Annotated in this window: 16 protein-coding genes; 6 read left to right on the top strand and 10 right to left on the bottom strand. The window is 64.5% G+C overall.

From position 1 onward, the window contains the following. Positions 1 to 7: 7 nt before the first annotated feature. Entirely contained in the window at positions 8 to 1201 is a 1194-nt protein-coding gene (coxB, locus tag E4O92_RS20465) for a cytochrome c oxidase subunit II (protein WP_135191511.1), read from the bottom strand. Positions 1202 to 1612: 411 nt separating this feature from the next. Further along, a complete protein-coding gene (locus tag E4O92_RS20460; RefSeq protein ID WP_135191510.1) occupies positions 1613 to 2503 on the bottom strand; it encodes a methyltransferase domain-containing protein in 891 nt (296 codons plus the stop codon). Positions 2504 to 2591: 88 nt separating this feature from the next. Here E4O92_RS20460 and E4O92_RS20455 point away from each other — a divergent pair, with 88 nt between their 5' ends. Further along, on the top strand, positions 2592 to 3320 hold the full coding sequence (locus E4O92_RS20455; protein ID WP_135191509.1) for a ComF family protein: 729 nt from the start codon (positions 2592 to 2594) through the stop codon (positions 3318 to 3320). A gap of 11 nt (positions 3321 to 3331) precedes the next feature. Next, positions 3332 to 3802, top strand: a complete 471-nt coding sequence (gene trmL / locus E4O92_RS20450; protein WP_135191508.1) for a tRNA (uridine(34)/cytosine(34)/5-carboxymethylaminomethyluridine(34)-2'-O)-methyltransferase TrmL — start codon at positions 3332 to 3334, stop codon at positions 3800 to 3802. Positions 3803 to 3817: 15 nt separating this feature from the next. On the opposite strand, the gene rnk is transcribed toward trmL, so the two are convergent. After that, positions 3818 to 4222, bottom strand: a complete 405-nt coding sequence (gene rnk / locus E4O92_RS20445; RefSeq protein ID WP_135191507.1) for a nucleoside diphosphate kinase regulator — start codon at positions 4220 to 4222, stop codon at positions 3818 to 3820. Between the two features lie 468 nt (positions 4223 to 4690). Then, complete coding sequence (locus tag E4O92_RS20440) at positions 4691 to 5092, bottom strand: nuclear transport factor 2 family protein (RefSeq protein ID WP_135191506.1); 402 nt, start codon at positions 5090 to 5092, stop codon at positions 4691 to 4693. Positions 5093 to 5229: 137 nt separating this feature from the next. Here E4O92_RS20440 and tsaD point away from each other — a divergent pair, with 137 nt between their 5' ends. Then, positions 5230 to 6270: a tRNA (adenosine(37)-N6)-threonylcarbamoyltransferase complex transferase subunit TsaD gene (tsaD, locus tag E4O92_RS20435; RefSeq protein ID WP_135191505.1), complete on the top strand. Its 1041-nt coding sequence runs from the start codon at positions 5230 to 5232 to the stop codon at positions 6268 to 6270. 206 nt (positions 6271 to 6476) lie between these two features. After that, on the top strand, positions 6477 to 7361 hold the full coding sequence (locus tag E4O92_RS20430) for an endonuclease/exonuclease/phosphatase family protein (protein WP_307721758.1): 885 nt from the start codon (positions 6477 to 6479) through the stop codon (positions 7359 to 7361). Here the strand turns inward: E4O92_RS20430 and E4O92_RS20425 are convergent, their stop codons facing one another. Beyond that, the gene (locus E4O92_RS20425) at positions 7362 to 8009 is read right to left on the bottom strand and encodes a DsbA family oxidoreductase (RefSeq protein ID WP_135191503.1); all 648 of its coding nucleotides are present in this window, start codon (positions 8007 to 8009) and stop codon (positions 7362 to 7364) included. A gap of 55 nt (positions 8010 to 8064) precedes the next feature. Next, the gene (gene plsY, locus E4O92_RS20420; RefSeq protein WP_135191502.1) at positions 8065 to 8706 is read right to left on the bottom strand and encodes a glycerol-3-phosphate 1-O-acyltransferase PlsY; all 642 of its coding nucleotides are present in this window, start codon (positions 8704 to 8706) and stop codon (positions 8065 to 8067) included. A gap of 123 nt (positions 8707 to 8829) precedes the next feature. On the opposite strand from plsY, the gene E4O92_RS20415 reads away from it, so the two are divergent. Next, the gene (locus E4O92_RS20415) at positions 8830 to 10209 is read left to right on the top strand and encodes an MFS transporter (RefSeq protein WP_135191501.1); all 1380 of its coding nucleotides are present in this window, start codon (positions 8830 to 8832) and stop codon (positions 10207 to 10209) included. A 147-nt stretch (positions 10210 to 10356) separates the two neighbouring features. Here E4O92_RS20415 and E4O92_RS20410 read toward each other — a convergent pair whose 3' ends face one another. Then, complete coding sequence (locus E4O92_RS20410) at positions 10357 to 10845, bottom strand: aminoacyl-tRNA deacylase (RefSeq protein WP_135191500.1); 489 nt, start codon at positions 10843 to 10845, stop codon at positions 10357 to 10359. Between the two features lie 39 nt (positions 10846 to 10884). Between E4O92_RS20410 and E4O92_RS20405 the strand changes: the two genes are divergently transcribed. Then, positions 10885 to 11856, top strand: coding sequence for an endonuclease/exonuclease/phosphatase family protein (locus E4O92_RS20405; protein ID WP_135191499.1), 972 nt, complete (start codon positions 10885 to 10887; stop codon positions 11854 to 11856). Positions 11857 to 12392: 536 nt separating this feature from the next. Here E4O92_RS20405 and E4O92_RS24940 read toward each other — a convergent pair. The 3 genes from E4O92_RS24940 to E4O92_RS20395 form a co-directional block, all read right to left on the bottom strand. Further along, positions 12393 to 12563, bottom strand: coding sequence for a hypothetical protein (locus tag E4O92_RS24940; protein WP_167759847.1), 171 nt, complete (start codon positions 12561 to 12563; stop codon positions 12393 to 12395). 75 nt (positions 12564 to 12638) lie between these two features. Next, on the bottom strand, positions 12639 to 13544 hold the full coding sequence (gene xerD / locus E4O92_RS20400) for a site-specific tyrosine recombinase XerD (protein ID WP_135191498.1): 906 nt from the start codon (positions 13542 to 13544) through the stop codon (positions 12639 to 12641). Next, positions 13517 to 14041 (bottom strand): methylated-DNA--[protein]-cysteine S-methyltransferase, encoded by a 525-nt coding sequence (locus E4O92_RS20395; RefSeq protein ID WP_135191497.1) that lies wholly within the window; start codon positions 14039 to 14041, stop codon positions 13517 to 13519. The genes xerD and E4O92_RS20395 overlap by 28 nt, the downstream gene beginning before the upstream one ends. Between the last annotated feature and the right edge of the window lie 56 nt (positions 14042 to 14097).

Raw genomic sequence — 14097 nt, 5'->3', positions numbered from 1 at the left:
GTCTTTCTTACTTGCTACGTGCAGCCAGAACCTCGGCCGGTTGAACGATGTTTTCCGCAGCGTGGTTGCTCCAGTTGTTGCGGGTATAGGTGATCACGGCGGCGATGTCGGTATCCGACAGCTGCTTCCAGGACGGCATCTCGGCCGAGTATTTGCCGCTGTGCTTGCCGTTCAGCAGGACCTCGATCTGTTCAGCCTTGGGACCGTTCACCACCGGCGAGCCATCGAGCGGCGCGAAAGTGCCCGGCACGCCCTTGCCGTTGGCCTGGTGGCAGGCCACGCAGTCGGTGGCATAGACTTTTTCGCCGCGGGTCTTCAGTTCGTCCAGGGTCCAGACCTTGTTCGGATTCTCGGCGGCGGCTGCCATCTTGGCTTTCTGGGCCCCGACCCAGGCGGTGTATTCGTCCTGCGAGACCACCTTCACGACGATCGGCATGAAGGCGTGCTCCTTGCCGCACAGCTCCACGCAGCTGCCGCGATAGGTGCCGGTCTGCTCGGCGCGGAACCAGGTGTCGCGCACGAAGCCGGGAATCGCGTCCTGCTTGACGGCGAATGCGGGGATCGTCCACGAGTGGATCACGTCGTTGGCGGTCAGCACCAGGCGGATCTTCTTGTTGACCGGGACGACCATCTCGTTGTCGACTTCGAGCAGATAGTTGTCGCCGCGCGGTTCGGTCGGCGCCACGCCCGGCGCGCCTACCTGGTCGCGCGGGGTGGACAGGGCGGACAGGAAGGAGATGCCCTCGCCTTCGCCCTTGAGGTAGTCGTAACCCCATTTCCACTGCATGCCGGTGACCTTGATCGTCAGGTCCGGGTTCGAGGTGTCCTTCATCGCGATCACGGTGCGGGTGGCCGGCAGGGCCATGCCGATCACGATCAGGAACGGTACGACGGTCCAGGCGATTTCAACAGCGGTAGATTCGTGGAAGGTGGCCGCTTTGTGGCCGAGTGATTTGCGGTGGCGGAACACCGAGTAGAACATGACGCCGAACACGCCGATGAAGATGATCAGGCAGACCAGCATCATCCAGTTGTGCAGGCTGTAGACCTCGGCGCCGATTTGCGTTACGGGCGGCTGCATGCCCAACTGGCGTTCCACCGGTCGCCCTGTTATTTCCGGCATCGGTAACGCCAGTGCTGGGATGCTGGCCGATACTGCGAGACCGAGCATCAAGGCTTGAAGTCGCTTTGCATGTGTCATGTTTTCCCCAACCACCCAAAAATAAAAATATTCTTAAACGGTCAGCGTTCATGAACGAAGAACCGCCGCCGCTCCGAAACCATTTCGCAAAAAGGCTCCCGCACCGCCCCGCAGCGCGTTATGCACTGCGAGCCGTCAGGAGCCCTGACACCGCCCACCGGCATTTACCGATGGACGAGACCTACAATTTGCTACCAATGATGCTGATGCAACAACCAGTTCGACTTCTACGCTTTTCTTCCTGATTTTTAGCGTTTTACTGCTTCAGTCGAAAAAAGTGTCTTTGATTATACTCATGCAAGCAATCTTAATTCAAGGAAAACGCGTACCCCCGGGATGACGCTTTGCTACTGCCTGCGCCCGCAAGCGTAGCATGCCGTGTCTGCGCATGCACCTGTTTTGCGATCCGCCTCAGCCTTTGCGGGGCTGAAAGCGAATGATTGCCTCTCCTGCCGCATTCACGCGCGGCGCCGGCCGGAACGCGTGGCCGTAGATCACCTCGAACGTCAGCGCCAGTTTGCCGTCCGGCCGCCGCTGCGATTCCAGCGCCGCCAGCATCTTTTGCCATGCCGCCCGCCCCACCAGAGCACGCCGGCGCGTTGCCAGCGGGTTGCCGCCGAACGCGCGCACGTCGGCCAACAGCGCGTCCACGGTGTCGTAGGTCACGGTGATCTGCTCCATGTCCATCACTGGCGTGCTGAAACCGGCTTCCACCAGCTGGTCGCCAAAGTCGTGCATGTCGACGAACGGCAGCGCGTGCGGACTCTCGTCCATCGCCGCGAACGCGGCGCGCAGTTCCTTGAAGGTGTCCGGTCCGAAGTTCGAGAACATCAACAGGCCATCGACGCGCAGCACCCGCCGCCATTCGGCAAACACGCGGTCCGGCTGCGGATGCCAGTGCAACGCAAGATTCGACCAGATGAGGTCTAGCGAGTTCATCCCAAATGGGAGGTTGCCGAAGTCAGCGCAAACCAGGTCGACACCGGCCTTGGCTGGCAGTAAACGGCTCAGCATCTGGTTAAGCGCGCGCAAGGCGGGCGCCGGGGCTTTGGCGGCCTCGAGCATGGCGGGCACGGCGTCCACGCCGACGATCTGCGCCGCCGGATAGGTCTTTTGCAGCAGCGCCAGGTCGGCGCCGCTGCCGCAGCCGGCATCGAGCACTTGATGCGGATTGATCTTCACCAGCGCCAAGCGCTCGTGCATGCGCTCGGCGATCTCGCGCCGCAAAAAACCGGAGGCCGAAACACGTTCGGGCCGGGCGAACAGCGCACGCACGCGCTCAAGATCAATCGGCGCGCTCATCTTGGATGGGGATTGGGGAGAAACCATAATTGGACAGCATACAAATGCGATAATGCGGCAGTGTACATGTTTGTAGGAATACGAGCCGATGCCGGATCGCCTACGCCTGTGGTTGCACCGCTGGCCGCGCGCGCTGGCGTGCGCGCTGCTGCCGTCAAGCTGCGCCCTGTGCGGCGCGGCGGGCGTCGATGTGATCTGCCGGCCGTGCCACCAACAGTACGTAGCGCCGCGGCGCACGCGCTGCCCGTGCTGCGCCAACCCGGTGCCGCAAGAAGGGCTGCGCTGCGGCAGCTGCCTGGCCAACAGCCCGGCTTATGACGCGACGATTGCGGCAGTCGATTACGCCGCGCCGCTGGACCAGCTGGTGCTGCAACTGAAGTTCGCCGGCCGGCTCGCGCTGGCGCCCTGGTTCGCGCACATTCTGCGCGACGCGGTGCTGGCGCAGCCGGGATTTGCTCTGCCGGACTTGCTGTGCCCGGTGCCGCTGGGTCCGCGGCGGCTGGTCGAACGGGGCTTTAACCAGGCGCTCGAGATCGCGCGGCCGCTGTCAGGCGCGCTGGGCATCGCGCTGCGGCCGCGGCTGGCCGTTCGCGCACGGGACACGCGCGCGCAGTCGGGCGTGTCGCCTGGCGAGCGGATTGATAACATCCGCGGCGCGTTCGTGGTAAGGGACGAGTGCGTTCAGGGCCGTCACGTGGGCGTGGTCGACGATGTGATGACCAGCGGGCAGACGCTGGCCGAACTGGCGGCGGCCTTGAAGCGCGCCGGCGCGGTGCGCGTGTCGAACCTGGTGTTCGCGCGCACGGCGCCAAATTAAAGGAGAGGAATTTGTTTCACGTAGTACTGGTCGAACCAGAAATCCCGCCCAACACGGGCAACATCATCCGCCTGTGCGCCAACACGGGGGTGCAGTTGCACCTGATCGAGCCGCTCGGCTTTCCGCTGGACGACGCCAAGATGCGCCGCGCCGGGCTCGACTATCACGACTATGCGACGATGAAGGTGCACAAGAACTGGGAAGCCTATCTCGCCTCGGAACAGCCGGATCGCACCCGCATGTTCGCGCTGACCACGCACGGCTCCTCGCCGTTTGCCGAAGCGGCGTTCCGGCCGGGCGACGTGTTCGTGTTCGGCCCGGAAAGTCGTGGGCTGGCTTTGGCACTGCGCGAATCCTTTCCGCCGGCCCAGCGCATCCGCCTGCCAATGCGACCCGGCAACCGCAGCCTGAACCTGTCGAACACGGTCGCGGTGGTGGTCTATGAGGCATGGCGGCAGCACGGCTATGCCGGCGGGGCCTGACCATCGGTCGACACCTTACATGTGCAATTCGCCGGCCCGTTCGGGCTGGTACTCGACACCCAGCACCTTCACCGCCAGCAAGGCCCCGGCCGGATGCCGCCATTCGATGCAGTCGCCCTCCTTCAGGCCCAACAGCGCACTGCCGACCGGCGACAGGACCGACAGGGTGTCGTTGTTGCCGACGTCCTTCGGGTAGACCAGGTTCATGCAGAACTCCTCGCGCGAGTTTTCGAGCATGAAGCGGACCTTGGAATTCATGGTGACGACCGTGGGCGGCATTTCGTCGGGCTCGACCACGTCGGCGCGCTCCAGCTCCCCCAGCAAGTGGTCCTTGGCTGCGGTATTGGCGCCCGGCAGCCCATCGAGCAGCGAATGCAGGCGTTGGTAGTCGACTGTCGACACGACAATAGCTGGCTTCATTTTGTTTCCTCCTAATAAAAATCGCTGGTGTGCTCCAGCGACAGGCTTCACGCCGGCAATAGCGGGTGCTACGTACATCGGCGTGCAACTTCGGGTGATCGGAGCGCGCAATGCGCCTCCTCGTCACTTCAAAACGATGTAGAGTTGGCTCGGCAGATGAGAAGGATCCTCAACGCCGAGCTCAATCAAGCCGGGCGAGGATTCGAGGCGTGAGCGCGGACATGCCGCTGCTGCGAGGATGTGCCAGGGAAGAGAACAACGACACGCGCGCCGACACCCGGGCCGCGGCAGCATGTGCGCGGGCCTGGTGCATCGGATTGTTCATGTGCGCGTGGCGAAACATTTTGGGATAGGTAAATTTAATTTGTGGCGGTTGGTGCAACCAATAAATACAATTTACACCCAACCATTCGTAAAGACAATCTTTACTTAGGACACGCGCATAGTAACAGCCACGGGCGACCCTGGCTACGGCTGATACGCGCGCGCCACCTGGTTCGTGTCCGTGTATTCCTTGAACTTGTCGATATGCTGGCCTGCCAGCGAAAAGACATGCACCCAGTCGCAAGCGAAGCTGGAGCCGGTCGCCTTCACCGTCCACTCATAGTACCCCATCACGACCACCTTGTCGCCCTGCGCGAAGAATTCCTGCGGATGAAAGCGGCGCTCCTCCTGCAACTCGCCCTGCTGGCGAAAAAATTCCGCGACCTGGTCGCGCCCGCGCCGATGGCCCCACAGCGCCAGTCCTTCGATGACAGGCAGTTCCCATTTGACATCGTCGGTCAGGTAGCCGAGCAGGCGCGGGATGTCCCGCTTGGCGAAAGCCTCGTAAACGTGCTTGACCAGCTCGATCTTCGCCGCCTCGTTCATGACGCCCTCCTTGCCCTTAGTGCCGCCGATACGGTGCGAAGTTCACACGGCCGGGCAAGGCCAGCGGGCCTGATCCATGCATCCCGCCCGACCCTGCTTTACAATGGCGGATTGCGCATCTTCTACCCGCTTTATCCATGATCGTTCTCGGTGTCGAATCCTCCTGCGATGAAACTGGCCTGGCCCTGTACGATACCGGGCGCGGCCTGCTGTCCCACGCCCTGCACTCGCAGGTCGCCATGCACGAGGAATACGGCGGCGTCGTTCCCGAACTGGCCTCGCGCGACCACATCCGGCGCGCCCTGCCGCTGCTCGAACAGGTGCTGGCCAAGGCGGACCTGCCGGCGTCTTGCATCGACGCCATCGCCTACACCCAGGGACCAGGGCTGGCCGGTGCGCTGCTGGTCGGCTCGTCGCTCGCCTGTAGTCTTGCCCTCGCGCTCGACAAGCCGGTGCTGGGCGTGCACCACCTCGAAGGCCACCTGCTCTCGCCGCTGCTGGCGAGCGAGCCGCCCGAATTCCCGTTCATCGCGCTGCTGGTCTCGGGCGGGCACACCCAGCTGATGCGCGTGGACGGCGTGGGCCGCTACACATTGCTGGGCGAAACGCTGGACGACGCCGCCGGCGAAGCGTTCGACAAGTCGGCCAAGCTGCTCGGCCTGGGCTATCCGGGCGGGCCTGCGATCTCGCGTCTGGCCGAGTTTGGCGACCCGCTCGCCTACACGCTGCCGCGCCCGATGCTGCACTCGAAAGACTTCAATTTCAGCTTCTCGGGGCTGAAAACCGCGGTGCTGACCGTGGTGAAGAACCACGACGAAAAGGTGATCGCCAATATCTGCGAGCAGGACAAAGCCAACATTGCGCGCGGGTTCGTCGACGCAATTGTCGAGGTGCTGACCGCCAAGTGCGTCAGCGCGCTGCGCCACACGGGGTTGAAGCGCCTGGTGGTGGCCGGCGGCGTGGGCGCCAATGCCCAGCTGCGTGCATCGCTCAATGCGGCGGCGGCCAAAAAGAAGTTCAAGGTGTACTACCCCGAGCTAGAGTTCTGCACCGACAACGGCGCGATGATCGCGTTCGCGGGCGCGATGCGGCTGCAGCGCGATCCGGGCGCGGCCACGCGCAACTATTCGTTCGACGTGCGCCCGCGCTGGCCGCTGGACGAGCTGGAAGCGGCCTGATTCCAGGCCTAACAGGCGCAAACTTGACGCAACCGTACCGCGTGCGCACAGGTGCGCACCCTACAAGTGCTACGGCTACCGGCTTCGGCGTAGGGTGCGCACCTGTGCGCACGCGGTACGGTTGCATCTCGTTGGCTTTCGCGCACAATCCACTGAACTTGCAAGCCTGACATCGATCCTAGCGTGTGACCACCCTCCGCCGAAGAATGGCAAACTCTTGCGGTTTAATTTATGGAGGTAGTTTCATGCGCTTGGTAAGTTGGAACATTCACTGGGGCTGTGGAAAGGACGGGCGAATCCGTATGCACGCCGTCATCGACGTGCTGCGCAAGCTCAATCCGGACGTTATCTGCCTGCAGGAAGTCGCCGCGAACCATCCCGAACTCGAAGGCAGCGCGAGCGCCAACCAGTTCCGACAACTGGCCGGTGCGTTCGGCGGCTATTTCGCGATCGAGCACCCCACCAGCGAGATCTACAAGAATCCGGTGCCTCGCCTGTTCGGCAACATGTTGCTGTCGAAATTCCGCATCACCCAGGCCCAGCGCTATCTGCTGCCGTGGCCGGCCGATCCGGATCATCCGCCCGGCATGCCGCGCGGGCTGCTTGAAGTCGTGCTCGATACGCCGGCCGGCAAGTTGCGCGTGCTGACCACCCATCTCGAATACTATTCGCCGGTCCAGCGCCTGGCCCAGGTGCGCCAGTTGCGCGCGCTGCATGTGGAAGCCTTCGAGCGGGCGCAGCAGTTCCAGCCCGATCCCAAGCTCGAGGCGCCCTTCCAGCTCGGCTTTCGCCCCGCCACGGCCATCCTGTGCGGGGACTTCAACATGCTGCCCAATTCCCCGGAGTATAACGAGCTGCTGGCGCCGTTCGATGGCCACGTGCTGCGCTTCGTCGACACGTGGAGGGCGGCCCACCCGGACCTGCCGCGCGCGCCGACCACCGGCCTGCATGGCTTTGCGTGGCCGGACAAAGCAGACTGCTACGATTATTTTTTCGTGACGGAAGACCTGGCGCCGCGCATCGCCAATTCCGAGGTGCAGTCGGAGACCGCAGCGTCGGATCACCAGCCGATCGTGCTCGACCTGTCCTGATTATTCCTGCGCCACGATCTGGCGCAGCGCCTGCTCGAACACTTCGGGCGGCTGGCCGCCGGAAATCAGGTGGCGCTGGTTGATGATGACCGCCGGTACGGAATGGATGCCTGCGCGCTGGAAGAACTGCTCACGCTCGCGCACCGCGTCCGCGAATTCGTCGCTGGCGAGGATGCGCGCCGCTTCCGTCCGGTCCAGGCCGACTTCGCCGGCCACGCGCAGCAGCACCTCGTGCGAGCTCGGATCTTCGCCCCGGGTGAAATAGGCTTCGAACAAGGCCATCTTCAGGTCGCGCTGGCGGCCTTGCTCTTCGGCCCAGTGCAGCAGGCGATGCGCATCAAAGGTGTTGTAGATGCGGCTGCGCTGGTCCATGTTGAAGTTGAAGCCGACCGCTTCGCCGCGCTGGCGGATCATTTCGCGCGAGTGCTCCTGCTGCTCTTCCGTGGAGCCGTATTTCTGGCCGAGGTGCTCCACGATGTCCTGCCCCTCCGGGCCCATGCCCGGGTTCAGCTCGAACGGCTGGAAATGCAGGTCGGCTTGCGCCACGTCGGCCACGCGGCCGAGCGCCGTTTCCAGCGACTTGAGGCCGATCGCGCACCAGGGGCACGACACGTCCGACACGAAATCAATCCTGATCTGCTTGCTCATTTGCACCGCCTGTCTGATTTGTCATGCGTGGCGGACTCGCCCCGCTTTGGCAAGCTTACCGTTTCTTCGCGCTCGCGGCCGCCGCCTTGCCCGCGCCGGCCTTGCTGCCGATGCGCGACTCGGTACCGGCCAGCAGGTTTGCGATGTTCTTGCGGTGGCGGTAGATCAGCAGCGCGCTCATCACGATCACGGCGAACAGCTTTTCATCGACGCCGAACGCCATGCCATAGTAGAGCGGCGCGAGCACCGACGCGACCAGCGCCGCCAGCGAGGAATAGCGGGACACGTATGCCACCAGCAACCACGTGCCCAGCGTTGCCAGGCCGAGCCAGGGGTTCAGCCCCAGCAGCACGCCCAGCGCGGTCGCCACGCCTTTGCCGCCGACGAAGCGGAAGAACACCGGATACAGGTGGCCGAGGAACACCGCCACCGCGACCAGGCCCACGCCCAGGTCGCCGATTTCGTACTGATCGCCAAAGTGCAGCGCCAGCCACACCGCCAGCCAGCCCTTGGCGCCGTCGCCGATCAGGGTCGCGATCGCGGCCTTCTTGTTGCCGCTGCGCAGAACGTTGGTGGCGCCCGGATTCTTCGAGCCGTAGGTGCGCGGATCGGACAGGCCGAACACGCGGCTCATCACGACCGCGAACGAAATCGAACCGATCAGGTAGGCGGCAACAGTAAAAATCAGTGTGGTCATCTCGTCTCTCGTGTTAGCCAGCTGAAACTGGCTCGTGAATATACACTATGGCTATCGTCGGGGATAGCCTGCCGGCCACGGGGCGCGATCCGGTTGATGGGTAAGTATAAGTTCACTTACGAAATGAATAAACAGGCAACTGCGACCGGCCCGCCCACGGGCAACCTGCGCTGGGCCGTCCTGGCCATCCTGCTGGCGACCTTCATGGGCGTGCTCGACGCCTCGATCGCCAACATCGCCCTGCCCGCGATTGCCGTCGACCTGCACACCCAGCCTGCCCGGGCCGTGTGGATCGTCAACGCCTACCAGATCGCGCTGGCGACCGCCGTGCTGCCGCTCGCCGCGCTCGGCGAACGGTTCGGCTACAAGCACGTGTTCCTGGCCGGGCTGGTGATCTTCACCTTCTCTTCCCTGCTGTGCACATTGGCGCCGAGCCTCCCGCTGCTCCTGGCCTCGCGCGCGCTGCAGGGACTGGGCGCCGCCTGCACCTCGACCATCATCCCGGCGCTGCTGCGCGCCGTGTATCCGCCGCGGGAAGTCGGGCGCGGCGTCGGCTACCTGGCGTTGACCGTCGCGTCCTCGGCCGCGCTCGGCCCCACGGTGGCGGCCGCCATCCTGTCGGTGGCCGGGTGGCGCTGGCTGTTCGGCGTGAACCTCCCGATCGGGATTGTCGCGATCGTCATGACCGCGCGCCTGCTGCCGGGAAGCGGCGGGGCGCACCGCCCCTTCGACCTGCCCGGCTCGCTGCTCAACGCGGCCGCGATCGCGCTCCTGATCATCGGGGTGGGGGGACTCGGCAACCGGGCCGGCAGGCCGCTCGCGATCGCCGAGATCGTCCTGTCGCTGGTCGCCGGCGCGGCATTGATCGCGCAGCAGCGCGGCCGGCCGATGCCGCTGGTGCCGTTCGACCTGCTGCGCATTCCGATGATGCGGCTGTCCGCCGGCACCTCGGTGTCGGCCTACGCGGCGCAGATGATCGCCTTCGTGGTGCTGCCGTTCATGCTGGTGTCCGAACTGGGTCGCGGCGCCTCGGCCACCGGCCTGTTGTTAACGCCGTGGCCGCTGGTCATCCTGGTCATCGGGCCGGTGTCGGGACGGCTGTCGGACCGCCACCGCGCCGACCTGATCGGCGCCGCTGGCCTGGCCCTGCTGACGCTTGGCCTCGCGATGCTGGTGCTCATGCCGCCCAAGCCGTCGGATTGGCAAATCGTCTGGCGCGTGGCCCTGTGCGGCATCGGCTTCGGCCTGTTCCAGACGCCGAACAACCGGCTCATGATCACCTGCGCCCCGCCGGAACGCAGCGGCGCGGCCGGCGGCGTGATGACGATGGCGCGCATGCTGGGCATGACGCTGGGCGCGGCGCTGGCCACCATCATGCTCGACCTGTACGGCGTGCGCGGCGCGCATGAGGCGATCGTTATCGCCGCGATCGTGTGCGGCCTGGGGGTGCTGGTGGGGCTGCGGCGCGCGGTGCGCGCCACGCACCACCCTACGAACCCGTAGCCGCAGACATTGTAGGGTGCGCACCTGTGCGCACGCGGTCACCGCATGCTGACTTGCGGCTACCGCTTCCGTGCGCTACGTTCGCGAACCGCGTGCGCACAGGTGCGCACCCTACGCCTCTCAGAAGCCCGTAGCTGACTCGATTTACTACCTGAGCGCTACCTCGACCGGGGTGGCCGGCAGCACGCGCAGCAGTTCCTTGGGATCGATCCCGATCAGGAAGCCGCGCCGCCCGCCGTTGATGTAAATCTTCGGCAGGTCGAAGATCGTCTTTTCCACGTACACCGGCATCGGCTTGCGGGTACCGAACGGACTAGTGCCGCCGACCAGGAAGCCGCTATGGCGGTTGGCCACCTCCGGCTTGCATGGCTCGACCGACTTGCGGCCGGTCTGGCGCGCCAGGTTCTTGGTCGACACCGTGCAGTCGCCATGCATCAGCACGATCAGCGGCTTGGCCGCCTCGTCCTGCATCACCAGGGTCTTGACCACTTCGTGCTCAAGCACGCCCAGTTCGCGCGAAGAAACAAAGGTGCCGCCATGCTCTTCGTACTCGTACGGATGCTCGGAGAAGGCAACGGCATGCTTGCGCAGGAACTGGGTGGCCGGTGTTTCGGAAATGTGCTCTTTTTTGGCCATTGCCGTGATACGCTAAAGCTGAATGGAGGGGGTTCTATTATGCAGCAGGAAATTCGATTTGCCACCTTCAACGTTTTCAACCTGGCCCCGCCCGGGGTCAAGCTGTACGACAACCTCGTCCCGTTCACTCCCGAGCAGTACGAAGCCAAGCTCGCCTGGACCGCACGCCAGATCGACCTGCTCGACGCCGACGTGATCGGCTTTCAGGAAATCTTCTCGCAGGCCGTGTTGAAGGAGGCGCTGGCGCGCACCCACCGTTACCGCAACGCGATCCACCTCGGCTTCGACCCCGACCCGGCGGCCGAGCGCCTGACACCCAGCGTGGCGCTGGTGTCGCGCCTGCCGGTGGTCGAGGGCGAATCGATGCCGGCCTTTCCGCCGGGCGTGGCGATGCCGCCCGGCTCGCGCGACCCGGACCGCTTCACGCGCGCGCCGTTGCATGCGGCAGTGGCGATCTCGCCGGACGTGACGATCGATGTGGTGGTGGTGCACCTGAAATCGCGCCGTCCGGACTACCGCAACGGCGACAGCGGCGAGGATCCGCAGCTTTACGCGCTGGCCTGCCTGCGTTCGCTGGTACGGCGCGGCACCGAGGCGGCCGCGCTGCGGGTGCTGATGACCGACATGGGGCGCATCCGCAAGCGGCCGCGCGTGGTGCTCGGCGACTTCAACGACGTGGCCGACTCTGTCACTACCGGCATCGTGCTCGGCGTGGGCACGCCGCTGGCCGACCGTCTGTTCGACGCCAGGGCGCTGCAGCATCGTTCGGACCACCAGCAACAGATCGGCTTTTCAAGCGTGCACGACGGGAACTACACGACCATCGACCACATCCTGGTGTCCGAGGAATTCAACCCGGCGCTGCCGAACGCGATCGGGGAAGTGGTGGACGTGATCTACCTGAACGACCACCTCGATCTGGAATTGCCGGAAGCCTCGGACCACGGGCAGGTGCTGGCGCGCATCCGCCTGTTCGACGAGGGCCACGGGCTCATGGAGGCCGGGGTGTGAGGGCGGGCGAATCTTTTGGCTATGTCACCGGTAAGTGTGGGCTCACGCGCGCCGTAGGGTGCGCACCTGTGCGCACGCGGTACGTGTGTGTACCGGAGCCAATGGCGTTCAACTGTACCGCGTGCGCACTGGTGCGCACCCTACGCCTTCGGTAAGCACGGTTCCACACTTAATGAGGACATTCCGCGACACGTCGTCCCCGCGAAGGCGCCGCCTGCGCGGGAACGACGATAGTTGGGCTAACTAATTGCGCACCTCTTTTTTGAGAGGTTATGCAGGCCGGGAGGCCGGCTCAAAGAGAGGGCGCACCTCGACTTGTACACGGTTTGCATTTTGTCCGGCCTTTTGACGCTTTATGCCGCCGAAACTACCACTCGTCGCATGTCGGTGGCAGGCAAAGTTGCCTATTCGTATAGTTGCAACATGCCCCCTGGAGCTCCATCTTGCCGGTCAAGACGGAGCACAGGGGCCAATATTCATGCCACTGGTGACCGATCCGCCAGGCAGGCAAGATCCTGCCGTCCACACCAAACTGTCTACGCGCTATCGGGTGCCGCCTGCGGCTCGGCCGCCGCATCGCCCTGCCCGGGTTGCTCCTCGCGCCGGTGGTTTTTCGCCTCCATCTTGCGCCGCGCCTTTTCCTCCGCCTTCTTTTTCTTCTCCAATTCCCGCTGCCGCTTCTCGTACTGGAAGTTGGTCCTGGCCATGATCACCTCAAGATTGTCAATAAGGAAACGGACTCCACCTCCCATTATCCCCCAGTTGGGCTGAACACATTTGAATTAACCCCGGGGGTGGTGCTGCGCATGCAGGTTGCGTAAACGCTCACGCGCAACATGCGTGTAGATCTGCGTGGTAGAAATATCGGAATGTCCGAGCAATAACTGCACCACGCGCAAGTCGGCGCCGTGATTGAGCAGATGGGTGGCAAACGCATGGCGCAGCGTGTGCGGCGACAGCGGGGCCTTGATCTCGGCCTTGGCGGCGTGCTTTTTGATAATGTTCCAGAACATCTGGCGCGTCATCGGCCCGCCACGCCCGGTCACGAACAGCGCATCGTCAACCTGGCCACCCAGGATCACGCCGCGGCCTTCCTTCATGTACCGCTCCAGCCAGACGCGCGCCGGCTCGCCGAACGGCACCAGCCGGGTCTTGCTGCCCTTGCCGGTAATGCGCAGCACGCCATCGTTCAGGCTCAGCTCCACGAGTTTGAGCGCCACCAGCTCCGACACGCGCAGGCCGCTCGCGTACATCAGCTCGAGCATGGTGCGCTCGCGCAGGCCAAGCGGGGTGCGCACGTCCGGCGCGCTCAAGAGGGCCTCGACCTGGCTTTCGGTGAGCGTATTGACAAAGCGCGCCGGCTGTTTGGCGCTGGCCATTTGCAGGCAGGGGTCAAGGCTGATCCTGTGCTGGCGCAGCGCGAGCTGGTAGAAGCGCTTGAACACCGACAGCCGCCGGTTGGCGGAACTGGCCTTCGATTCGGGATGGCGGTCCGCGAAATAGGCGGCGAGGTCCTCGGGCCGTACCGCCAGCAGGCCAGCGTGCCCCGGGCGCGTGACATCGAGCCAGCGCGAGAACATGCGCAGGTCGCGCCGGTAGGCGTCGAGCGAGTTCTTCGCCAGTCCCTGCTCCAGCCACAGGGTGTCGCAGAACTCGTCGATCAGAACGAGATTGTCTGCTGCAGCCATGGCGAAGCCGTCGCGCCTTCGTGCAGCAGCAGCCAGCGCTTGACGGAAAGATGAAAGCCGTTTTCGTCGTCATGGTTGGAAAAGCCGCCGAGTCCGCCGGCGGCGGTCACGCGATGGCAGGGAATGACCAGCGGGAACCAGTTGGCGCCGCAGGCCTGGCCGACCGCACGCGGTGCCGAGCCGATCAGCTTGGCGAGCTGGCCGTAGGTGCGCACGCTGCCGCGCGGTATCGCGCAGATCGCGTCCCACACGCGGCGCTGGTAGTCACTGCCTGCTTGCCACAGCGGCAGGTTGAATGTGTAGTCGGGGTCGAGCAAGTACTGCTCGACCTGGGCCGCCGCCTGTTCGGCCGGCGCGTCTTGCGGCGCCTTGGGCTCGTAATGGGACGGCAGGTAGACCAGTTCGCGCACCAGGTCGCCCTCGGTGCGGATGCCGATCGCGCCGAACGGCGCCTCGACAATTGCGCTGAACAGCGCGCTGCCCTGTTGTGTGTTCATCAGTGCAGTGTAACGCCTGGCGCCTGGCCCTGCCAAGGTTGGCGGCGGCACACACG

The organism is Massilia horti (assembly GCF_004614195.1).
Lineage (GTDB): Bacteria > Pseudomonadota > Gammaproteobacteria > Burkholderiales > Burkholderiaceae_D > Telluria > Telluria horti.
Note: the sequence above shows the minus strand (reverse complement) of the source record. Positions and strands in the feature narration are given on the sequence as shown.